Annotated in this window: 18 protein-coding genes; 16 read left to right on the top strand and 2 right to left on the bottom strand. The window is 62.3% G+C overall.

Going from position 1 to position 22944, the window contains the following annotated elements; genetic code table 11:
* The first annotated feature begins 20 nt into the window (after nucleotides 1-20).
* Nucleotides 21-929: a hypothetical protein gene (locus tag QRN10_RS14240; RefSeq protein WP_253508546.1), complete on the top strand. Its 909-nt coding sequence runs from the start codon at nucleotides 21-23 to the stop codon at nucleotides 927-929.
* Between the two features lie 40 nt (nucleotides 930-969).
* On the opposite strand, the gene QRN10_RS14235 is transcribed toward QRN10_RS14240, so the two are convergent.
* Complete coding sequence (locus tag QRN10_RS14235) at nucleotides 970-4245, bottom strand: PAS domain S-box protein (protein ID WP_266246158.1); 3276 nt, start codon at nucleotides 4243-4245, stop codon at nucleotides 970-972.
* A 70-nt stretch (nucleotides 4246-4315) separates the two neighbouring features.
* Nucleotides 4316-5206 (bottom strand): LysR family transcriptional regulator, encoded by an 891-nt coding sequence (locus QRN10_RS14230; protein WP_181081912.1) that lies wholly within the window; start codon nucleotides 5204-5206, stop codon nucleotides 4316-4318.
* A gap of 139 nt (nucleotides 5207-5345) precedes the next feature.
* Between QRN10_RS14230 and leuC the strand changes: the two genes are divergently transcribed.
* The 15 genes from leuC (at nucleotide 5346) to QRN10_RS14155 (ending at nucleotide 22936) form a co-directional block, all read left to right on the top strand.
* On the top strand, nucleotides 5346-6764 hold the full coding sequence (gene leuC, locus QRN10_RS14225; protein WP_266246156.1) for a 3-isopropylmalate dehydratase large subunit: 1419 nt from the start codon (nucleotides 5346-5348) through the stop codon (nucleotides 6762-6764).
* A 10-nt stretch (nucleotides 6765-6774) separates the two neighbouring features.
* Nucleotides 6775-7419 carry a 3-isopropylmalate dehydratase small subunit gene (leuD, locus tag QRN10_RS14220; RefSeq protein WP_285428581.1) on the top strand — a complete coding sequence of 215 codons (645 nt, stop codon included), beginning with the start codon at nucleotides 6775-6777 and terminating at the stop codon, nucleotides 7417-7419.
* Nucleotides 7420-7546: 127 nt separating this feature from the next.
* Complete coding sequence (locus QRN10_RS14215; protein ID WP_253508540.1) at nucleotides 7547-8311, top strand: class I SAM-dependent methyltransferase; 765 nt, start codon at nucleotides 7547-7549, stop codon at nucleotides 8309-8311.
* A 52-nt stretch (nucleotides 8312-8363) separates the two neighbouring features.
* A complete protein-coding gene (gene leuB / locus QRN10_RS14210) occupies nucleotides 8364-9446 on the top strand; it encodes a 3-isopropylmalate dehydrogenase (protein ID WP_181081915.1) in 1083 nt (360 codons plus the stop codon).
* Between the two features lie 64 nt (nucleotides 9447-9510).
* Nucleotides 9511-10623, top strand: a complete 1113-nt coding sequence (asd, locus tag QRN10_RS14205; RefSeq protein WP_181081916.1) for an aspartate-semialdehyde dehydrogenase — start codon at nucleotides 9511-9513, stop codon at nucleotides 10621-10623.
* Between the two features lie 236 nt (nucleotides 10624-10859).
* Nucleotides 10860-11870: an aspartate-semialdehyde dehydrogenase gene (locus QRN10_RS14200; protein ID WP_181081666.1), complete on the top strand. Its 1011-nt coding sequence runs from the start codon at nucleotides 10860-10862 to the stop codon at nucleotides 11868-11870.
* 164 nt (nucleotides 11871-12034) lie between these two features.
* Nucleotides 12035-14581 (top strand): motility hub landmark protein FimV, encoded by a 2547-nt coding sequence (locus QRN10_RS14195; RefSeq protein WP_285428579.1) that lies wholly within the window; start codon nucleotides 12035-12037, stop codon nucleotides 14579-14581.
* 158 nt (nucleotides 14582-14739) lie between these two features.
* On the top strand, nucleotides 14740-15564 hold the full coding sequence (gene truA / locus QRN10_RS14190; protein ID WP_181081669.1) for a tRNA pseudouridine(38-40) synthase TruA: 825 nt from the start codon (nucleotides 14740-14742) through the stop codon (nucleotides 15562-15564).
* 64 nt (nucleotides 15565-15628) lie between these two features.
* The gene (locus tag QRN10_RS14185; RefSeq protein WP_181081664.1) at nucleotides 15629-16261 is read left to right on the top strand and encodes a phosphoribosylanthranilate isomerase; all 633 of its coding nucleotides are present in this window, start codon (nucleotides 15629-15631) and stop codon (nucleotides 16259-16261) included.
* Between the two features lie 244 nt (nucleotides 16262-16505).
* Entirely contained in the window at nucleotides 16506-17426 is a 921-nt protein-coding gene (accD, locus tag QRN10_RS14180) for an acetyl-CoA carboxylase, carboxyltransferase subunit beta (RefSeq protein WP_034099158.1), read from the top strand.
* A complete protein-coding gene (folC, locus tag QRN10_RS14175) occupies nucleotides 17423-18730 on the top strand; it encodes a bifunctional tetrahydrofolate synthase/dihydrofolate synthase (RefSeq protein ID WP_266246151.1) in 1308 nt (435 codons plus the stop codon). Before accD ends, folC begins: the two co-directional genes overlap by 4 nt.
* On the top strand, nucleotides 18714-19367 hold the full coding sequence (locus QRN10_RS14170; protein WP_285428578.1) for an SPOR domain-containing protein: 654 nt from the start codon (nucleotides 18714-18716) through the stop codon (nucleotides 19365-19367). Before folC ends, QRN10_RS14170 begins: the two co-directional genes overlap by 17 nt.
* Nucleotides 19368-19554: 187 nt before the next feature.
* A complete protein-coding gene (locus QRN10_RS14165) occupies nucleotides 19555-20112 on the top strand; it encodes a CvpA family protein (protein ID WP_034099153.1) in 558 nt (185 codons plus the stop codon).
* Between the two features lie 41 nt (nucleotides 20113-20153).
* A complete protein-coding gene (gene purF, locus QRN10_RS14160; protein ID WP_181081661.1) occupies nucleotides 20154-21659 on the top strand; it encodes an amidophosphoribosyltransferase in 1506 nt (501 codons plus the stop codon).
* A gap of 65 nt (nucleotides 21660-21724) precedes the next feature.
* Nucleotides 21725-22936: an O-succinylhomoserine sulfhydrylase gene (locus tag QRN10_RS14155; RefSeq protein WP_181081660.1), complete on the top strand. Its 1212-nt coding sequence runs from the start codon at nucleotides 21725-21727 to the stop codon at nucleotides 22934-22936.
* Nucleotides 22937-22944 lie beyond the last annotated feature (8 nt).

Here is a 22944-nt window from a genome sequence, read left to right as displayed (position 1 = left end):
GTTGAGTCTGGGAGGAGAGGATGCGTGTTTCTTTTTTTAAGCGTGAAATTTTTTATCCTCGTTTGAATAACGAACAGCGGAGTATAAAAACGTCTCGGTGCGAGGCTGGGTTTATACCGATGTCGAATAATGCTTCTATCCAGCCTTTTGGTGGGGCGGCGCGGTCCATTCAAACTATGAAGTCGCCGGGTACTTACAATACCGGCTTTATGTGGAGTCAAACGTTGTTCAATACGGTGCGCAGTGTAATGGCCGTATTGGGGCGATGGTGGCAGCCTGTGCCGCCACCGCCACCAACGATTCCGTTGCCGCCCTCGGTCGTCGTACCTGACTTGCCTTCGCCCGTCAGCCCTGATGTGACACCCGGTAAAAAGCCCAGGGATATATGGGGCGGATTCCGGCAGGGCCCGGACGGCAACTGTGTGACGGTGTCTGCGATCAAGGCTGCGATGATGCGGTTTGGCCAGAAACCGTCGGATATATTTGCCGAGGTCAGACGCGTCAGTGACGGTTATCACGTAAAGATGCGAGATGGTTTTAAACTGCAGCTCAGTGAGTCCGAGTTGCAGGCCGCGGCTCGGCGGGCGCAATTTATAGGCAATGATCAGGAGATGCTGCGCGACGCACAGTTCTTATTTGCCGTGAGTGCCAAGCGAGCCCAGATGGAAAATAATGACGGCACGGCGGCGCGCAGTTTTAATCACGCCATAAGAACTTTGAATGATGGCGAATACTCCAGGGAAGGTTTGCTGCGGTTAGGCTTGAAACATCATCTTAAGGCGGTGCCATTATCTGCATTGTTGAACGGCATGATCGGTACGATCGAAAGGCGCGGTCATTCAGTTGCGGTAATAGAGGGGGTCGAAGAGTTGTGGGGGCGGCGCGGTGGTAGACCTTATTGGCCGGAATCGATAACAGGCCTTATTTAATTGGTTGCTGTTGTTTAATGTTCGGCGGGCGTCTGCGTCATTATAAGAGTGCCGTAAACCCTTCGATCGGCAACGGTCGGCTGTGCAGGTACCCCTGGTATAAATGGCAGCCCAGTTTTTGCAGGAACGCCAGTTGCTCAGGGGTTTCCACGCCTTCGGCAATCACCTCCAGATTCAAGCTGCGGGCCATGGCCACAATGGCGCGGATGATTTCGGCATCGTTGGGGTCGTGGGTCGCGTCGCGCACGAACGATTGGTCGATTTTCAGCGCGTCCACCGGCAAGCGCTTGAGGTAGGTCAGCGACGAGTAGCCGGTGCCGAAGTCATCCATGGCAAAGCTCACGCCGAGTTTCTTCAGGCGGCGCATCTTGCTGATGGTGTCATCCAGGTTCTGGATCACGATGCCTTCGGTGATTTCCAGCTTCAGCAGGCTGCAGGGCAGGGCATGCTGCTGCAGGCTGCGCTCCACTCGCTCGACGAAGTCGTTCTGGCGGAACTGCCTGGGGCTTATGTTCACGCACAGGCTGAAATTCAACGGGTCGATCTTGCCTTCCTGAAGCAATTGCCCGAACGCCGCGCAGGCCTCATCGAGAATCCAGGTGCCGACTTCCAGGATCAGGCCGCTGTCTTCCAGCACTTTGATAAATTCCGCCGGCGACTGCGCGCCCAGTTGCGGGTGTTGCCAGCGCACCAGCGCTTCGGCGCCGACGATTGTGTTGCCGCGCGCGTCAACCTGGGGCTGGTAGTGCACGCTGAACTCGCCACGTGACAGGGCCAGGCGCAGGTCGGTTTCCATGCGCAGGCGTTCGCTGGCGGTCCTTTGCATGCTGTTGTGAAACATCTGAGTGGTGTTGCGGCCCGAGTCCTTGGCGCGGTACAGGGCGATGTCGGCACGCTTGAGCAAATCGGCCGGCGTGGAACCGTGATCGGGAATCAACGCCACGCCCATGCTTGGCGTGACCTGCAGGCGGTGACCATCCAGAAACATCGGCTCCGAGAGCAGCTCGCGCAGCGTGTTGGCCAGGCCCTGCACCTGGCGGCTGACCTCCAGGCGCGACCCCTCCAGGCCGCTGAGCAGCACCACGAACTCATCGCCGCCCAGGCGCGCCACCGTGTCTTCCATGCGCACGCTGGCCTCAAGGCGCGCCGTGACGATTTTCAGCACGGTGTCGCCCACCGGATGGCCGAGCGAGTCGTTGATGTGTTTGAAGTGATCCAGGTCCAGGAACAGCAGCGCGCCGCGCAGGTTGTGGCGCTTGAGCAAGGCAATCTGCTGGCTGAGACGGTCCATCAGCAGCGCGCGGTTGGGCAGGTTGGTCAGCGGGTCGTGATAAGCCAAGTGACGAATCTGCGCCTGGGCGTTTTTCAACAGGCTGACGTCCCGCGCCGTCAGCAGCAGGCACGGGATTTCATTCAAAGTGATGGGCTCCACCGAGACTTCCACGGCCAGCAACTCGCCACGCTTGTTGCGCCAGAGCATCTCCAGGTGGTTGATGCGGCCCTTTATCTGCAGTTCGGCCAGCAGCGCCGAGCGCTGGTTGTCATCGGCCCAGATGCCGATCTGGTAGAGGGTCAGGCCGATGGCTTCTTCGGATCGGTAGCCGGTCAGGCGGCAGAAGCCATCGTTGACTTCCACGTAGCGGCCGGTGTCGCGCTCGGTGATCGAGATCGCGTCCGGGCTGGAATGAAATGCCTTGGCGAATTTCTCTTCGCTGGCTTTCAGGGCGGCCTCCGAACGTTGCTGCTGAGTGATGTCGCGCAAGGTCGTAACAATGCACGGTTGATCGCCCACTTTGATCAGGCGGCTGGAAATCACACAGGTCAGGTTGCGGCCGTCCTTATGCCGGGCCACTACGGCCACATTATTCAGGGCTTTCTCCCGAATCACCCGCTCGATTCTGCCGACGCGCTGGCTGGCGTCGTCCCACAGGCCGATCTGGTCGGCGTTCTTGTCGAGCACCTCGGCGGCGGTCCAGCCGAAGGTTTGGGTAAAGGCAGGGTTGATCTCGATAAACACGCCGCTGTCCTGGCTGGTTACGCAGATCGGGTCGGGGCTGGCCTGGAACAGGCTGGCGAATTTTTCTTCGGAGGCGCTCAGGCGTTGTTCGCGTTCGACCTGGTCGGTGATGTCCAGCAGGGTCCCGGCCATGCGCAGTGGCGCACCCTGGTCGTCGCGGTACAGGCGGGCGCGGCTTTCCAGGTAACGCGAGCTGCCGTCCTCCATGGGCACGCGGTAGGTCAGTTGATAGCTGCCGGCCGGGCCTTCGCGCAGGGTACGGTAAGCGTGGCGCATGTTGTCGCGCTCTTCCTCGGGCATGCCCTCGAAGAACGCGTCGAAGGATTCATGGAAGGGCTCCGGCGGCAGGCCGTGCAGTTGGGCGGCGCGGGCCGAACCGTAGAGCATGCCGCTGGGGATGTGCCAGTCCCAGGTGCCCAGTTGCGCGGAGTCCAGGGCCAGGTCGAGGCGTTCCTGGCTGTCTTTGAGGGCTTGCTCGGCGTTCTTGCGTTCGGTGGTGTCGAGAAAGGTGCTGATCAGGTACGCCTCGCCTTCGAGCTCGACTTTTTGCGCGCTGAGCGTGCCGTCATGGACTTGGCCGTTGCTGGCGCAGAATTGCACCTCCATGGTGATGGGCTGGCCTTTGCGCTGGGTGGCTTTGACCAGTTGCGCGCGTTGTGCGGGATGGCGCCACAGGCCCAATTCCAGGGTGGTGCGGCCGAGCGCCTCGGCGAGAGGCCAGCCGAAGAGCATCTCGAAATATTGGTTGGCTTCGCTGATCAGGCCGTCGGCCTGGCGGGTCAGCAGCACCATATTCGGACACAGGTGGAACAGCGTGGCGAAGCGCTTTTCGGAGTGCCTGAGGGCACGTTCGCGCTCGCGCTGCTCAGTGATCTCGCGGATCACGCCGATCATGCGGCGACGTCCGGCTTTGTCCGGCAGCAGGCTACCGTTGACTTCCAGCCAATGGTACGTGCCATCGGGCCATTGGATGCGGTGGTGCATGGCCTGTTCGAACGGCTCGCCCGCCAGCACCGCATGAAAAGCGCGCACCACGCGGGCGCGGTCGGCCGGGTCCAGCAGTTCGAGGTAGTCCAGGTCCTTGGGCAAGGGCTGGCGTGGATCGAAACCGAACAGCGCCTGGGTGCCCCGTGACCAACTGATACGCCCGCTGTCGATGTCCCAGCACCAGGCGCCCAATCGCGCGGCGTTCAGCGCGGCCAGCAGTTGCGGGGCGCTGTCCCAGCTTTGTTCGGCCTCGCGAGGGTCGAGGGCGTAGATGCGAGGCAGCGGTGGCACGGAATCGACGGGGGTGCGCATTATCAAAGGGCCTTGGCTCACTCATGGGCAAACAGCGCGGCTTGACTTCAGGAAACCGGGACGCACAGGCTCATGCCGGTTGCCCCGGCAATTCGACCTGTGCATCCAACAGGCTCATAAAAGCCCGCGCAGCGTTCGACAGCGTCCTTTCGGTGTGCACGATATAGCCTAGCTGGCGACTGAGCTGTATGCCCGGCAAAGCGACACTGGCCACCTGGTCGTCGAGCATGGTGCGCGGCAGCACGCTCCAGGCCAGGCCGATGGACACCATCATCTTGATGGTTTCCAGGTAGTTGGTGCTCATCGCGATATTCGGGGTAAGCCCCTGGGCCTCGAACAGCCGGCTGACGATATGGTGGGTAAACGTGTTGCCGCCGGGGAACACCGCAGGGTGGCCGGCAATATCGGCCAGGCTCACACGGCCATGGCCGGCCAGGCTGTGTTCCGGCGCGACCACGAAATCCAGTGGGTCGTCCCACACCGGGGTGGCACTTACCAGGTGATGAGGATCGGGCGCCAGGGTGATCACCGCCACTTCAGCGCGGCCATGCAGGATTTCTTCGTAGGCCACTTCCGAATCCAGAAACTGAATATCCAGCGCCACATTAGGAAATTGCCGGGTAAACGTGCGCAGCACCGGGGGCAAGCGATGCAGTCCGATGTGGTGGCTGGTGGCGAGGGTAAGCCGTCCGCTGACTTCGCCGTTGAGGTTGGTGAGGGCACGGCGGGTGTCGTCCAGCACATTGAGGATTTGATACGCGCGCGGCAGCAGGGCGCGCCCGGCTTCGGTCAGGCCGACCTCGCGCCCCAGGCGATCGAACAATCGTACGTTGAGCTGCTGCTCCAGGCCGGCAATGCGCTTGCTGATGGCCGGCTGCGTCAGGTGCAGGCGCTCACCGGCCCCGGAAAAGCTGCCGGTTTCAGCGATGGCAATGAAAGCGTTGAGGTTGGCCAGGTCCATTGTCGTATTCCAGTTGGTAATCCAAAGCATAAAAAATATGAATTTGAGTTATTTAATGTAGCGCCATACCATCAGCCTCACAAGCCAAAGGGTTATTGAAAAGCCCGGCGTATGAAATACCGCTGATGAGGACCGACTGATGGCCGGCAAAACGCTTTACGACAAGCTTTGGGATTCCCATGAAGTGAAACGGCGCGATGACGGGTCGTCGCTGATCTACATCGACCGTCACATCATCCATGAAGTGACCTCGCCCCAAGCGTTCGAAGGCCTGCGACTGGCCGGGCGCAAGCCTTGGCGCGTCGACTCCATCATTGCTACCCCGGACCACAACGTACCGACCACTCCAGAGCGCAAGGGCGGCATCGAAGCGATCGCCGACCAGGTGTCGCGCCTGCAGGTGCAGACGCTCGACGATTACTGCGATGAATATGGCATCACCGAATTCAAGATGAATGACGTGCGTCAAGGCATCGTGCACGTGATCGGCCCGGAGCAGGGCGCCACCTTGCCGGGCATGACCGTGGTCTGCGGCGACTCGCACACCTCCACCCACGGTGCATTCGGCGCCCTGGCCCATGGCATCGGCACCTCCGAGGTGGAACATGTGTTCGCGACCCAGTGCCTGGTCGCCAAAAAGATGAAGAACATGCTGGTACGCGTCGAAGGCACCTTGCCGTTCGGCGTGACCGCCAAGGACATCGTCCTCGCGGTGATCGGCAAGATCGGCACCGCCGGCGGTAACGGCCACGCCATCGAGTTCGCCGGCAGCGCGATTCGCGATTTGTCCATCGAAGGCCGCATGACCATCTGCAACATGTCCATCGAAGCCGGTGCGCGTGTGGGCATGGTGGCGGCGGATGAGAAGACCGTTGAATACGTCAAAGGTCGTCCATTCGCACCGCAGGGCGACGATTGGGACGCTGCGGTCGAAGCCTGGAAGGACCTGGTGTCCGATGCCGATGCGGTGTTCGACACCGTGGTTGAACTCGACGCTGCCCAGATCAAGCCGCAAGTCAGCTGGGGCACTTCGCCGGAAATGGTGCTGGCCGTCGACCAGAACGTGCCGGACCCGGCGCAGGAAGCCGATCTGGTCAAGCGTGGTTCCATCGAGCGCGCCTTGAAGTACATGGGTTTGAAGGCCAACCAGGCGATCACCGACATCCAGCTGGATCGCGTGTTTATCGGTTCCTGCACCAACTCGCGGATCGAAGACCTGCGCGCCGCGGCGGTGATCGCCAAAGGCCGCAAAGTGGCTTCGACCATCAAGCAAGCCATCGTGGTGCCGGGCTCGGGCCTGGTCAAAGCGCAAGCCGAGGCCGAGGGCCTGGACAAGATCTTCCTCGAAGCCGGTTTCGAGTGGCGTGAACCGGGCTGCTCGATGTGCCTGGCGATGAACCCGGACCGTTTGGAATCCGGCGAGCATTGCGCGTCCACCTCCAACCGTAACTTCGAAGGGCGCCAGGGCGCCGGTGGGCGAACCCACCTGGTCAGCCCGGCCATGGCCGCTGCGGCTGCCGTCAACGGTCGTTTCATTGACGTTCGCGAATTGATCTGAGGAATACCCGATGCGAGCTTTTACCCAACACACCGGTCTTGTCGCACCGTTGGACCGTGCCAACGTCGACACCGACCAGATCATCCCCAAGCAATTCCTGAAGTCGATCAAGCGCACCGGCTTCGGCCCTAACCTGTTTGACGAGTGGCGTTACCTGGACGTGGGCTACGCCTATCAGGACAACTCCAAGCGCCCGCTCAACAAGGATTTCGTGCTCAACGCCGAGCGTTACCAAGGCGCCAGTGTATTGCTGGCCCGGGAAAACTTCGGCTGCGGCTCCAGCCGCGAGCACGCGCCGTGGGCGCTGGAAGAGTACGGCTTTCGCAGCATCATCGCGCCGAGCTTTGCCGACATCTTCTTCAACAACAGCTTCAAGAACGGCCTGTTGCCGATCATCCTGAGCGACGCCGAGGTGGACGAGCTGTTCCAGCAAGTGGAAGCCACTGTGGGCTACCAGTTGACCGTAGACGTGGCCGCGCAGACCGTGACCCGTCCGGACGGCAAGGTGTACCACTTTGAAGTGGATGCCTTCCGCAAACACTGCCTGCTCAATGGCCTGGACGATATCGGCCTGACCTTGCAGGACGGCGATGCGATTGCGGCGTTCGAAGCCAAACACCGGGCCAGCCAGCCTTGGTTGTTTCGTGACGCGTAAATTGATGTAGGCAGGACCGCCGCCAGCGGGGGCAAGCCCCCTCCCACAGGGGCCCGCATTCCAAATGTGGGAGGGGGCTTGCCCCCGATGAGGCCAGTGTTAACAACACAAATCCAGGGGAAACACCATGAACGCCACCGCCCACACCCAAGTCGTGCAAAAACAATTCGGCGAACAGGCCTCGGCCTATCTGAGCAGTGCTGTGCACGCCCAGGGCACCGAATTCGCGCTGCTCCAGGCCGAGCTGGCGGGGCAGGGCAGTGCACGACTGCTGGACTTGGGCTGCGGTGCCGGTCATGTGAGTTTCCATGTAGCGCCATTGGTCAAGGAAGTCGTGGCCTACGACCTGTCCCAGCAGATGCTCGACGTAGTGGCTGGCGCCGCGCAGGATCGCGGTCTCACCAATATCAGCACGGTAAACGGCGCCGCCGAGCGCCTGCCGTTTGCCGACGGCGAGTTCGATTTTGTATTCAGCCGCTATTCGGCTCACCACTGGAGCGACCTGGGCCTGGCCCTGCGCGAAGTGCGCCGGGTGCTCAAGCCGGGCGGTGTGGCGGCCTTTATCGATGTGTTGTCGCCCGGCAGCCCGTTGCTGGACACTTACCTGCAAACCGTCGAAGTGCTGCGCGACACCAGCCATGTGCGCGATTACTCTGGCGCTGAGTGGATGCGCCAGCTCAGCGAAGCCGGCTTGCACGTGCGCAACAGCAGCCGCCAGCGTCTGCGCCTGGAATACACCTCCTGGGTCGAGCGCATGCGTACACCGCAGGCGTTGCGCGCGGCGATCCTTGAGTTACAGCAGGCGATGGGCCAGGAAGTGCGCGATTACTACGAGATTCAGGCCGACGGCACTTTCAGCACCGACGTGCTGGTGGTCTGGGCCGAACGCTGATTAATTTTCCCGACCCGCCCGCGGGCAGGTCGCTCGATGAAATGAGGAACCCATGAGCAAGCAGATTCTGATTCTCCCTGGCGACGGTATTGGTCCGGAAATCATGGCCGAAGCGGTCAAGGTCCTGGAGCTTGCCAACAGCAAGTACAGCCTGGGCTTCGAATTGAGTCACGACGTGATCGGCGGCGCTGCCATCGACAAGCACGGCGTGCCCCTGGCCGACGAAACCCTGGACCGCGCCCGCGCCGCCGATGCCGTGCTGCTTGGCGCCGTGGGTGGCCCGAAGTGGGACAAGATCGAGCGTGATATCCGCCCTGAGCGCGGCCTGCTGAAAATCCGCGCGCAACTGGGCCTGTTCGGCAATCTGCGCCCGGCGATCCTCTACCCGCAGTTGGCCGATGCGTCGAGCCTCAAGCCGGAGGTGGTGTCGGGCCTGGACATCCTGATCGTGCGCGAGCTGACCGGTGGTATCTATTTCGGCGCGCCACGCGGTGTGCGCGAGCTGGAAAATGGCGAGCGCCAGGCCTATGACACCCTGCCGTACAGCGAGAGCGAAATCCGCCGTATCGCCCGTGTCGGTTTCGACATGGCCCGCGTACGCGGCAAGAAGGTCTGCTCGGTGGACAAGGCCAACGTCCTGGCTTCCAGCCAACTGTGGCGCGAGATCGTCGAGGAAGTGGCCAAGGACTACCCGGACGTCGAACTGAGCCATATGTACGTCGACAACGCGGCGATGCAGCTGGTACGCGCGCCCAAGCAGTTCGACGTCATCGTCACCGACAACCTGTTCGGCGACATCCTGTCCGACCAGGCCTCGATGCTCACCGGTTCCATCGGCATGCTGCCGTCGGCGTCCCTGGATACCCACAATAAGGGTATGTACGAGCCGTGCCACGGTTCGGCGCCGGACATCGCCGGGCAGGGCATTGCCAACCCGTTGGCGACTATTCTGTCGGTGTCGATGATGCTGCGTTACAGCTTCAACCTGAGCGACGCGGCGGATGCCATCGAGAAGGCCGTGAGCCTGGTGCTGGACCAGGGCCTGCGCACCGGCGACATCTGGTCGCAGGGTTGCACCCGGGTCGGTACGCAAGAAATGGGCGACGCAGTAGTCGCCGCGCTGCGGAATCTGTAATCTCTCGGGCCCGCTTGCAGTTGTTGCTGCAAGGCGGCCCACTTTTTAACAAGGTGTAGTTGCGATGAAACGTGTAGGTCTGATCGGTTGGCGCGGTATGGTCGGTTCCGTGCTCATGCAGCGGATGCTGGAAGAGCAGGATTTCGATCTTATTGAGCCGGTGTTTTTCACCACGTCGAACGTCGGTGGCCAAGGGCCGTCCGTGGGCAAGGACATTGCTCCGCTCAAGGATGCCTACAGCATTGACGAGCTCAAGACCCTCGACGTGATCCTGACCTGCCAGGGTGGCGACTACACCAGCGAAGTGTTCCCCAAGCTGCGCGAAGCCGGCTGGCAGGGCTACTGGATCGATGCCGCCTCGAGCCTGCGCATGCAGGATGACGCGGTGATTATCCTCGACCCGGTCAACCGCAAGGTCATCGACCAGCAACTGGACGCCGGCACCAAGAACTACGTCGGCGGCAACTGCACCGTCAGCCTGATGCTGATGGGCCTGGGCGGCCTGTTCGAAGCCGGGCTGGTCGAGTGGATGAGCGCCATGACCTATCAGGCCGCTTCCGGCGCCGGCGCGCAGAACATGCGCGAGCTGATCAAGCAGATGGGCGCGACCCACGCGGCTGTCGCCGATCAATTGGCCGACCCGGCCAGCGCGATCCTCGACATCGACCGCCGCGTGGCCGAAGCCATGCGCAGCGATGCTTACCCGACCGAGAACTTCGGTGTGCCTTTGGCCGGCAGCCTGATCCCGTGGATCGACAAGGAACTGCCGAACGGCCAGAGCCGTGAAGAATGGAAGGCCCAGGCCGAGACCAACAAGATCCTTGGCCGCTTCAAGAGCCCGATCCCGGTCGACGGTATCTGCGTGCGCATCGGCGCCATGCGTTGCCACAGCCAGGCGCTGACCATCAAACTGAACAAAGACGTGCCGATCGCCGATATCGAATCGTTGATCAGCCAGCACAACCCATGGGTCAAGCTGGTGCCGAACAACCGCGAGATCAGCATGCAGGAGCTGAGCCCGACCAAGGTCACCGGCACCCTGAACGTGCCGGTGGGCCGTCTGCGCAAGCTGAACATGGGCACCCAGTACCTGGGCGCGTTCACCGTCGGCGACCAGCTGCTGTGGGGCGCGGCCGAACCGCTGCGTCGCATGTTGCGGATTCTGCTGGAGCGTTGATCGCCTGAGGCGTTAAGAGAAACCCGCGTTCTGGTGACAGGCGCGGGTTTTTTGTTGTGCGTTCGGGCGCTATCGGGGCAAGCCCCCTCCCACGGTGGAATGTATTCACAATTCAAAGGTGGGAGGGGGCTTGCCCCCGATAGCGCCATCCGCCCCACCACACCCCCACACCAATTGCCTCACTCCCGGCCACCCGGTAAAGTGCCGCTCCCCCCGCACTGCCCGAGGCTACCGCCATGACCCAGACCTTTGAAATCGCCGTGATCGGCGCCACCGGCACCGTGGGTGAAACCCTGGTGCAGATTCTCGAAGAGTTGGATTTTCCGGTAGGCACCCTGTACCTGTTGGCGGGCAGTAACTCCGCCGGGGCCTCGGTGCCGTTTCGTGGCAAGAACGTGCGGGTCAGGGAGGTCGATGAGTTCGACTTCAGCAAAGCGCAGCTGGCGTTTTTCGCCGCCGGTCCGGCCGTGACCGTAAGCTTCGCCCCGCGCGCCACCGCGGCGGGTTGCTCGGTGATCGATCTGTCGGGCGCGCTGCCCGCCGAGCAGGCACCGCACGTGGTGCCGGAGGCCAATGCCCATGTACTGGACGGCATGCGCAAACCTTTCCAGCTTGGCAGCCCGAGCCCATCGGCGACCCACCTGGCGGTGGTGCTTGCCCCGCTGCGGGGTCTGCTGGATATCCAGCGCGTGAGCGTCACCGCCTGCCTGGCTGTGTCGGCCCAGGGGCGCGAAGCTGTCAGTGAGCTGGCGCGGCAGACGGCGGAGCTGCTTAATGTACGCCCGTTGGAACCGACGTTCTTTGATCGTCAGATGGCCTTTAACCTGCTGGCGCAGGTCGGAAAGCCCGATGCCCAGGGGCATACCGACCTGGAGAAAAGGCTGATACACGAATTGCGTGCCGTGCTGGACACTCCGTTGCTGAAAATTAGCGCAACGTGCGTTCAAGCCCCGGTGTTTTTTGGCGATAGCCTGACAGTGTCCCTGCAGCTGGCGGCGCCGGTCGACCTGGCCGCCGTGAATCGTGCACTGGATGCGGCGCCAGGCATTGAACGGGTCGAGGAGGGCGATTACCCGACTGCCGTAGGTGACGCAGTGGGCCAGGATGTGGTCTATGTTGGGCGTATACGTGCCGGCGTGGATGACCCGGCGGAACTAAATCTTTGGGTGACGTCAGATAACGTACGCAAAGGCGCCGCGCTGAACGCCGTGCAACTGGCGCAGTTGTTGATAAAAGGCCTTGCGTAAAAGATACTTGGCGGCAATTTGTAGATTGATTCTAACCAGGCGCTATGCTTGGCCCCAAGCAGGAACAATTGCGCGTCGGTGACCTATCGGCTCGCCATGCCTTATATGGCAGCGGTTACCAACCTTCTCGCAAGCCGGGGAGTGTTCAAACAAAGGATGAGGCTATGGTTCAAGTTCGCAAACTGGTGTTAGCAATAGCGGCCGCCTCGGCGCTGTCCTCCGGTATGGCGCAGGCGCTCCAGTTGGGGGAGATGACCCTCAAGTCGAAGCTGAACCAGCCCTTGTCGGTGGAAATCGAATTGCTCGATGTCGGTGGCCTGACGGCTTCCGAGATCACGCCGAGCCTGGCGTCGTCCCAGGCGTTTGTGGATGCCGGGGTTGACCGTCAGGCGTTTCTCAACGACCTGACGTTCACCCCGGTGGTCAACCCCAACGGCCGCAGCGTGGTGCGCGTCACCTCCAGCAAGCCATTGCCCGATTCCTACATCCGGTTCCTGCTGCAGGTGCAGTGGCCCAACGGCCGTTTGATGCGTGACTACAGCGTGCTGCTTGATCCGGCCAAGTTCGATCAGCCGGCGACCACCGCCGCAGCGGCACCACGTTTGAATGCGCCCGCCACTGTCGCACCGGCGGTGACCAGGCCCGCCCAGCACGTCACCACCTCCCGCGACACACTCTGGGAAATCGCCGAAAAAAACCGCAATGGCGGCTCGGTGCAGCAGACCATGCTGGCCATCCAGGCGCTTAACCCGAATGCGTTTGTCGACGGCAACATCAATCGTCTCAAAACCGGCCAGGTCCTGCGCCTGCCGGACACCGTGCAAAGCACGGCGCTGCCGCAACCCCAGGCGATTGCCGAGGTAAGGGCGCAGAACGATGCCTGGCGTCAGGGGCGGCGCAGTGCGGCCAACCAGCCGGCCGGTAAGCAGCAACTGGATGCTACCAGGCGCACCCAGGCAGGCAACGCGCCCGCAACCACTGGAACCCAGGACAACCTGAGCCTGGTTTCTGCAGAGGCGGCCAAGAAGGGCGCCAAGGGCAAGGCCGGCGACAGCCAGGTACTCAGCGACAAGCTGGCAATGACTCAGGAACAGCTGGACACCACGCGCCGCGACAACGAAGAGCTGAAAAGCCGTGCCGCCGACCTGCAGAGCCAGCTCGACAAGCTGCAAAAGCTGATTCAACTGAAAAACGATCAACTGGCGCGTCTGCAGGCTGAAAAAGTCGACCCCGCCGCCCCGGCGACAGCGGCCATCCCGGCACAGCTGGCCGCCGACCCCGCCGCAACCCCGGCCGTGCCTCCCGCCGCGGCTGAAACAACCCCGGCCACGCCCGCACCGGTAGCGCCTGCGCCTGAGCCGATCAAGGCGGACGCGGCGCCTGCTACGCCGACCGAGGGCAAGTTCAACGAGCTGCTGACCAACCCGATTGTGCTCGGTGTGGTCGGCGGTGCGGCAGCCTTGATTGCGTTGTTGCTCCTGTTGCTGTTCGTGCGCCATCGCAACGCTCGTCGCGAGGAAGAAAAGCACCTGCGGATGGCGCGTGCGCTGGCCGAAGAGCCGGAGTTCAGCTCCAATATCGACCAGGACCTGCCGCCGGACAGCTTCGAAGGCCTTGAAGTACCGCCGCCGAACGTCAAGCTGGCGGCTACGCCGTCACCTGCGCCGGTGATCGAGCCGGTGGTCGCCGCACCGACCGTTGCCTCCGTGCTGGCGCCGCTGGCCGCCGCCGTGGCGCCGCAGAACGCCAATGACGCCTTGGCGCTGGCTCAGTCACATATTGATCGTGGCCTGCTCAACCAGGCCGCCGATGTGCTGGAACAAGCGATCAAGCATGAGCCCAAGCGCAGCGATCTGCGCCTGAAGCTGATGGAAGTCTACGGCCTGCAAAACGACAAGGACGGCTTCGTGACCCAGGAGCGTCAACTGGTGGCCAACGGTGAAAACCACGCCCGGGTCGAGCAGCTCAAGGCACGGTTCCCGGCAATGGCGGTACTCGCCGCAGGTGTCAGCGCAGCGGTCGCCGCGGCGGCCCTCGACGCGCAGTACGTCAAGGAGTTGCTGGAAGACAAGCCGGCGGCGGCGCCCGAGAACTTCGATACGGATTTCGACCTGAGCCTGGACGAGCTGGAATCGACGTCGCCGGCCGAGCTCAAGGGTGATCAGCAGACGTTCGAATCGCTGCTCAAGGAGCAGACCCAAGCCAATGCGGCCAAGGATGACCTCTCGGATTTCGACTTGCAGTTGGATGCACCGACGTCGACCCAATCGGATGAGGATTTCCTCTCGGGCCTGGAAGGCGAGATGAAAGACGTGCCGGCCGTCGAGCCGCCAACCCTGACGCCGGCCGCGCTGGAAGACTTCGACCTGCCGGAAGACTTTGACTTGTCCCTGGCGGACGAGCCCGAGTCAGAGGCCAAGCCGGACGCGTTCGCTTCGGAGCTGAATGACGTCAACGCGGAGTTGGACCGTTTGTCCCAGAGCCTTGAACATCCAACCTTCACGGCGCAGGACGCCGCGTTGGGCGACGATGAGCCTGAGTTCGACTTCCTCTCCGGTACGGATGAAGTGGCGACCAAGCTGGACCTGGCCCAGGCCTACATCGACATGGGCGACGCCGACGGCGCGCGGGATATCCTTTCCGAAGTGCTGACCGAGGGTGACGAAGGGCAGCGCGGCGAGGCCAAGGAGATGCTCGGCCGGCTGGCATGATCGTCGTTCAGTGATACTGCGGCGGCCTTCGGGCCGCCGTTTTGCTTTGCGGCTCTGCAAACACATGGCGTCCCAAGCATGTCGCCTTATAATGGCCGCTTTTGCGCAACTCATCAGGCTCTCAGTTCTTGGCAAATATAGATAACGCGGCCGCCGAAATGGCGGCCGCAGGCTTTTACCGCATCGCCCTGGGCGTGGAATACAAAGGCTCGCGCTATCGCGGCTGGCAGCGTCAAGCGTCAGGCGTGCCGACGGTGCAGGAAACCCTGGAGAACGCGCTGTCCAAAGTCGCCGCCTCGCCGGTGTCGCTGATGTGCGCCGGGCGTACCGATGCCGGCGTGCATGCCTGCGGCCAAGTGGTGCATTTCGACACCCAGGCCGAGCGCACGATGAAGGCTTGGGTGATGGGGGCCAATATCAATTTGCCCCATGATGTCAGCGTCAGTTGGGCCAAGGTGATGCCTGCGCATTTTCATGCGCGCTTCAAGGCCATCGCGCGGCGCTACCGCTACGTGATCTACAACGACCAGATCCGTCCGGCGCACCTCAATCAAGAAATCACCTGGAACCACCGCCCGCTGGACGCCGAACGCATGGCCGAGGCCGCGCAGCATCTGGTCGGCGTGCATGATTTCAGCGCGTTCCGTGCCGGCCAGTGCCAGGCCAAGTCTCCGATCAAGGAAGTCCATCACCTGCGTGTGAGCCGACACGGCAAGATGATTGTGCTGGATATTCGCGCCGGGGCGTTCCTTCACCATATGGTGCGCAACATCGCCGGCGTGCTGATGACTATCGGCGCTGGCGAGCGTCCGGTGGAATGGGCCAGGGAAGTGCTGGAAAGCCGTATCCGCCGCACCGGTGGGGTGACCGCGCACCCGTTCGGCCTGTACCTGGTGCAGGTTGAATATCGGGATGAGTTCGAGTTGCCGGAGCGCTTCATCGGTCCACACTTCCTCACAGGTTTCAGTGAACTTGGCGGCTGACGCCCGGAATAGCTTTTGTTACCATCCGGGACTTTCTCGGCTCAACCCCTGAGGTTTCTACGATATGTCCGCCGTTCGCAGCAAGATTTGCGGGATTACCCGCATGGAAGACGCGTTGGCGGCCGTCGAGGCGGGGGCGGATGCCATCGGTCTGGTGTTTTACGCCAAGAGCCCGCGGTCGGTGAATGTATTGCAGGCGCGGGCGATCATTGCCGCATTGCCGCCGTTTGTGACCACCGTGGGGCTGTTCGTCAACGCCAGTCGCTGCGAACTCAACGAAACCCTGGATGCCGTGCCGCTGGACATGCTGCAGTTCCATGGTGATGAAACCCCCGACGAATGCGAAAGCTACCAGCGCCCCTATATCAAGGCGCTGAGGGTCAAGGCCGGTGATGATATCGCCAGTGCCTGCGCCGCCTATGCCGGTGCGCGCGGAATACTGCTGGATACTTATGTCGACGGAGTGCCGGGCGGCACCGGTGAAGCGTTTGATTGGACGCTGATCCCCGAAGGGCTGAGCAAGCCGATTATCCTGGCCGGCGGGCTCACCCCGGCGAATGTCGGCGACGCCATCCGGCAGGTGCGGCCCTACGCGGTGGACGTCAGCGGCGGGGTGGAGCAGGCCAAGGGCATCAAGGATCACAGCAGGATTCGCGCGTTCATGCAGGCCGTGCGCAACAGCAGTGGCGGGATGTGACGGCTGGCAGTCTGCCGCCGTCCATAACTACCACTGTGTAAAACAGCCCGACGCCGCCTGCGGGTGGCTCGGAAACGAAGTGGCAACCTTGCATCGGCAGGTTGTCTGGAAGGCTGAGGGCACAGGCTGGAAATGGCAGGTCGAACGTCTGACCCCGTCCAGTCTGTGTTATCGCCACATATGAATTTAGCTCAAGGGCATACGCGGGGCTGAGTTCAAGCCACCGGTACTGGAGAAAGAAAGCATGAGCAACTGGTTAGTAGACAAACTGATCCCTTCGATCATGCGTTCCGAGGTGAAGAAAAGCTCGGTTCCTGAAGGTCTGTGGCACAAGTGCCCATCCTGCGACGCGGTGCTTTACCGCCCTGAGCTGGAAAAGACCCTGGACGTTTGCCCCAAGTGCAACCACCACATGCGCATTGGCGCTCGCGCCCGTATTGACATCTTCCTGGACGCCGACGGCCGCAATGAACTGGGCGCCGACCTGGAGCCGGTTGATCGGCTCAAGTTCCGCGACGGCAAGAAATACAAGGATCGTTTGACCGCAGCGCAAAAACAGACCGGCGAGAAAGACGCGCTGATCTCCGTCAGCGGTAAGCTGCTGGGTATGCCTGTCGTGGTGTCGGCATTCGAATTCTCCTTCATGGGCGGCTCCATGGGCGCCATCGTCGGTGAGCGCTTCGTGCGCGCGGCCAACTATGCGCTGGAAAATCGCTGCCCGATGATCTGCTTCGCCGCCTCCGGTGGCGCGCGCATGCAGGAAGCCTTGATCTCCCTGATGCAAATGGCCAAGACCTCTGCGGTACTGGCGCGTCTGCGCGAAGAAGGCATTCCGTTTATCTCCGTGCTGACCGACCCGGTCTATGGTGGGGTTTCCGCCAGCCTGGCGATGCTCGGCGATGTGATCGTCGGCGAGCCGAAAGCCTTGATCGGTTTTGCCGGCCCGCGTGTGATCGAGCAGACGGTACGCGAAAAACTGCCGGAAGGTTTCCAGCGCAGCGAGTTCCTGCTGGAGCACGGCGCCATCGACATGATCATCCCGCGCGGCGAACTGCGTCCGCGCCTGGGCAACCTGCTGGCGCAAATGATGGGCTTGCCGACGCCTGTTTACGTCGCGCCTAAAGTCGAGCCCATCGTTGTGCCGCCGGTGCCTGCAAACCTATGACCCAGCGGACCCTGGGCGAGTGGCTCGCCTACCTTGAGCAGTTGCATCCTTCCGCCATCGATATGGGCCTGGAGCGCTCGCAACAGGTAGCGGCCCGCCTGGGGTTGGGCCGGCCGGCGCCGCGTGTGATCACGGTGACCGGCACCAACGGCAAAGGCTCGACCTGTGCCTTTGTCGCCGCGTTGTTGCAGGCCCAGGGCCTGAGCGTGGGCGTGTACAGCTCGCCGCACCTGCTGCGCTACAACGAACGGGTGCAGATCAACGGCGTCCAGGCCACTGATGCACAACTGTGCGAGGCCTTCGCCGCGCTCGATGCCGGGCGTGGCGATATTTCCCTGACTTACTTCGAAATGGGCACCCTGGCGGCGTTCTGGCTGTTCGAGCGCGCGCAGCTGGATGTGGTGGTGCTGGAAGTGGGCCTGGGCGGGCGCCTGGACACGGTCAACGTGGTGGATGCCGACCTGGCGCTGGTCACCAGCATTGGCGTGGATCACGCCGATTACCTGGGTAATACCCGCGAGTCCGTGGCGTTCGAGAAGGCCGGCATATTCCGTCAGGGCAAGCCTGCACTGTGCGGTGATCTTGACCCGCCGCAGCCGTTGCTGGACAAAGTGCGCGCGCTGGATTGCCCGTTTTACCTGCGTGGGCGCGATTTCAATCTTGAGATAGGTGATCAGTACTGGCACTGGCAAGGGCATGATGCGCGCGGCCAGGTCGTGACATTACCGGAGCTGCCACTGTTGAACCTGCCGATGGAGAACGCCGCCCTGGCGCTGCAGGCCTATCTGCTGCTGGATCTGCCCTGGCACGCCGAACAGATCGCGGCGACGTTGCTGGCGACCCGCATCACCGGGCGACTGGATCGTCGGGTGGTCGAATGGCAGGGCAAACGCCTGAATGTGTTGCTGGATGTCGGTCATAACCCCCACGCCGCCGAATACCTGGCACGGCGCCTGGCGCGCACGCCGCCGATCGGGCGTCGTCTGGCGGTCTTCGGCCTGCTGGCCGACAAAGACCTAGAAGGGGTGATTGCGCCTTTGCTGGGCAGCGTCCAGGCGTGGGCGGTAGCGCCGCTGGATACGCCGCGCAGTCGTCCCGCCTCGGAATTGGCGGCGGCGCTGCAGAACCTTGGTGCTCCGGTGACGTCGTATGCAAGCGTCATCGCTGCCCTTGAGGCGCAGTGTGCGGTGGCAACGGCCGAGGACGAGATTCTGTTGTTCGGATCATTTTATTGTGTTGCCGAGGCGCTCGAGTGGTTGGCCCGGCGCTCCACGGAGGAAGCTGCACATGGCATTACTGGATAGCGCTTATAAGCAGCGGATGGTCGGCGCGCTGGTGCTGGTGGCATTGGCGGTTATTTTCCTGCCGATGTTGTTTTCCCGTCAGGACGAACAACGCCAGGTCGTGGTCGAGGCGCCAGCTGCGCCGCAGGCACCGGTAATGCCGCAGGTACAGGTCGAGCCGGTAGTGGTGCCTGAGCCACAGGCCTTGCCGGAAGAAGAGCCCGTGCCGAGCGAGGCGGACGTGGCGGCGCAGCAGGCGCCGTCGATGCCGGTGCAGCCAAGCGTGCCGGTCGTCAAGCCAGCGCCCGCCGTGGCCGCCAAACCTGCCGCGCCGGCCCCCGCGCCCAAGCCGGTGGCGCCACAGCCTGCCGCGCCGGGCAAGCCGGAGGTAGGGCAGAGCCGTATCGACCCGAATGGCCTGTCGATCAGCTGGTCGATCCAGGTCGCCAGCCTGGGTAATCGCGAGGGCGCCGAGGCGTTGCAGAAGAAACTGCGCAGCCAGGGCTATAACTCCTATATCCGCAGCGCCGATGGCAAGAACCGCGTGTTTATCGGCCCGCTGATCGAGCGCGCCGAAGCGGACTGCTTGCGGGACTTGCTGGATCGGCAGCAGGGCCTGAAAGGGTTCGTAACTCGTTTCCAGCCTGAGCGTGGCTGAGTCAGCATCGTTTAAACCGGCAAGCCAATCACATGGGGCAGGGGGCTTGCCCATGGGTTTAGCGGTGAGGTTGAAATGTGATGGCTTCGCCACAAACTATTGATTTGCAAAGCAGCCGCAATCACCGCTTACCGATAGCCCGACGCTCTGCTAAAATGCGCCGCCTTATCTGTCCGTAGGCTCAAACGTGCCATTTACCTGGGTTGATTGGGCGATTGTCGCAATCGTCGCCATCTCCGCTTTGATCAGTCTAAGCCGCGGCTTCGTCAAAGAAGCACTGTCGTTGCTGACCTGGATCATCGCAGGAGTCGTAGCCTGGATGTTCGGTGGTTCACTGTCGGTTTACCTGGCCGGTTACATCGAGACACCTTCGGCTCGCGTCATCGCGGGCTGCGCCATCATGTTCATCGCCACGCTGCTGGTGGGGGCAATGGTCAATTATCTTATTGGCGAGTTGATACGTGTCACCGGTCTCTCCGGGACCGATCGATTTCTCGGCATGGCCTTCGGCGCCGCGCGTGGCGCGTTGCTGGTGGTCGTGGCGGTCGGGCTGTTGAGCCTGGGGCCGGTACAGCAGGATGCATGGTGGCAGGAGTCGGTACTCGTGCCAAAATTTCTATTGGTTGCAGATTGGTCCAAGAACCTCATATTGGGGTGGAGCAGTCAGTGGCTGGCCAGCGGCATCAGCGTACCCGCTGATATGCCGTTCAAGGAGCACCTCTTACCGGCCAAAACGCCTCAGTAAGCGGTACTCAGTCAAGATCCATTAAGTAGGGGTTGCGTCGCATGTGTGGCATCGTCGGTATCGTCGGTAAGTCGAACGTCAATCAGGCGCTGTATGACGCGCTAACCGTCCTCCAGCACCGCGGCCAGGACGCTGCCGGTATTGTGACCAGCCACGACGGCCGGTTGTTCCTGCGCAAGGATAATGGCCTGGTACGTGACGTGTTCCATCAGCGTCACATGCAGCGCCTGGTCGGACACATGGGCATCGGCCATGTGCGCTACCCGACTGCCGGCAGCTCGACGTCGGCCGAAGCTCAGCCGTTCTACGTCAACTCGCCTTACGGCATCACCTTGGCGCACAACGGTAACCTCACCAACGTTGAACAACTGGCCAAGGAGATTTACGAATCTGACCTGCGCCACGTCAACACCAGCTCCGACTCGGAAGTGTTGCTCAACGTGTTCGCCCATGAGCTGGCCCAGCGCGGCAAGCTGCAACCCACCGAAGAAGACGTATTCGCCGCCGTCACCGACGTGCACAACCGTTGCGTAGGTGGCTACGCGGTAGTGGCCATGGTGACCGGCTACGGCATCGTCGGTTTCCGCGACCCCCATGGCATCCGCCCGATCGTATTCGGCCAGCGTCACACCGACGAAGGCGTCGAGTACATGATCGCTTCGGAAAGCGTGTCCCTGGACGTGCTGGGCTTCACCCTGATTCGCGACCTCGCGCCGGGCGAAGCGGTGTACATCACCGAAGACGGCAAGCTGCACACGCGTCAGTGCGCTGTGGCGCCGAAACTCACGCCGTGCATCTTCGAGCACGTCTACCTGGCGCGTCCGGATTCGATCATCGACGGCGTTTCGGTATACAAGGCGCGCCTGCGCATGGGCGAGAAGCTGGCCGACAAGATCCTGCGCGAGCGTCCCGAGCATGACATCGACGTGGTGATCCCGATCCCGGACACCAGCCGTACCGCTGCGCTGGAGCTGGCCAACCACCTGGGCGTCAAGTTCCGCGAAGGGTTCGTCAAGAACCGCTATATCGGCCGTACCTTCATCATGCCGGGCCAGGCCGCGCGCAAAAAATCGGTGCGCCAGAAGCTCAACGCCATCGAGCTGGAGTTCCGTGGCAAGAACGTGATGCTGGTGGACGACTCCATCGTGCGCGGCACCACTTGCAAGCAGATCATTCAGATGGCCCGTGAAGCCGGTGCGAAGAACGTGTATTTCTGTTCCGCCGCACCCGCCGTGCGCTACCCGAACGTGTACGGTATCGACATGCCGAGCGCCCATGAGCTGATCGCCCACAATCGCACGACCCAGGACGTGGCCGATCTGATCGGCGCCGACTGGCTGATCTATCAGGACCTGCCGGACCTGATCGAAGCGGTCGGTGGCGGCAAGATCAAGATCGATCAGTTCGACTGCGCCGTGTTCGACGGCAAGTACGTGACCGGGGATGTCGACGAGGCCTACCTGAACAAGATCGAGCAGGCGCGTAACGACTCGTCCAAGATCAAGACCCAGGCGGTCAGCGCGATCATCGATCTGTACAACAACTGAGTAGACACCGGCCCTGAGGGGCCGGTTTTGTATCTTAAATACCGTATTGAGTAAGGAGTGGCAGCATGAGTCAGGAATGGGATGCCGGTCGGTTGGACAGCGACCTCGATGGCGTAGCTTTCGATACCCTGGCTGTGCGTGCCGGCCAGCATCGCACGCCGGAAGGCGAGCATGGCGACCCGATGTTCTTCACCTCCAGCTACGTGTTCCGCACTGCCGCTGATGCCGCTGCGCGTTTTGCCGGTGAAGTGCCGGGCAACGTGTACTCGCGTTACACCAACCCGACCGTGCGCGCATTCGAAGAGCGCATCGCGGCCCTGGAAGGCGCCGAGCAAGCGGTGGCTACCGCGACCGGCATGGCAGCCATCATGGCGGTGGTGATGAGCCTGTGCAGTGCCGGCGATCATGTGCTGGTGTCGCGCAGTGTGTTCGGCTCGACCATCAGCCTGTTCGAAAAATATTTCAAGCGCTTCGGCGTCGAAGTGGACTACGTGCCCTTGGCGGACCTGTCCGGCTGGGACGCGGCGATCAAGGCCAACACCAAGCTGCTGTTTGTCGAGTCGCCGTCCAACCCATTGGCCGAGCTGGTGGACATCGCCGCCCTGGCCGAAGTGGCGCATGCCAAAGGTGCGATGCTGGTGGTCGATAACTGCTTCTGCACGCCCGCCTTGCAGCAGCCGCTGAAGCTGGGTGCGGACGTTGTGGTGCATTCGGCGACCAAGTTCATCGACGGCCAGGGTCGTTGCATGGGCGGTGTGGTGGCCGGTCGTGGCGAACAGATGAAGGAAGTGGTGGGCTTTCTGCGCACCGCCGGCCCGACCTTGAGCCCATTCAACGCCTGGATCTTCCTCAAGGGCCTGGAGACTCTCAACCTGCGCATGAAAGCCCATTGTGCCAATGCCCAGGCCCTGGCCGAGTGGCTGGAGCAGCAGGACGGCATCGAAAAGGTTCACTACGCAGGCCTCAAGAGCCACCCGCAGCACGAGTTGGCTCAGCGTCAGCAGCGGGGGTTTGGCGCTGTGGTGAGTTTTGAGGTCAAAGGCGGCAAGGACGGCGCCTGGCGATTTATCGACGCCACGCGTTTGATCTCCATTACCGCCAACCTGGGTGACAGCAAAACCACCATTACCCATCCGAGCACCACGTCCCACGGGCGCCTGGCACCGCAGGAGCGGGAAGCGGCCGGCATCCGTGACAGCCTGATCCGCGTCGCGGTGGGCCTGGAAGATGTGGCTGACCTGCAGGCCGACCTGGCTCGCGGGCTGGCGGCCTTGTGATCGAGTGG

The sequence above is a fragment of the Pseudomonas sp. lyk4-R2A-8 genome, assembly GCF_030209095.1.
Taxonomy (GTDB): domain Bacteria; phylum Pseudomonadota; class Gammaproteobacteria; order Pseudomonadales; family Pseudomonadaceae; genus Aquipseudomonas; species Aquipseudomonas quebecensis.
The sequence above is the reverse complement of the archived record's forward strand: the minus strand, read 5'-3'. Positions and strand labels throughout refer to the sequence as shown.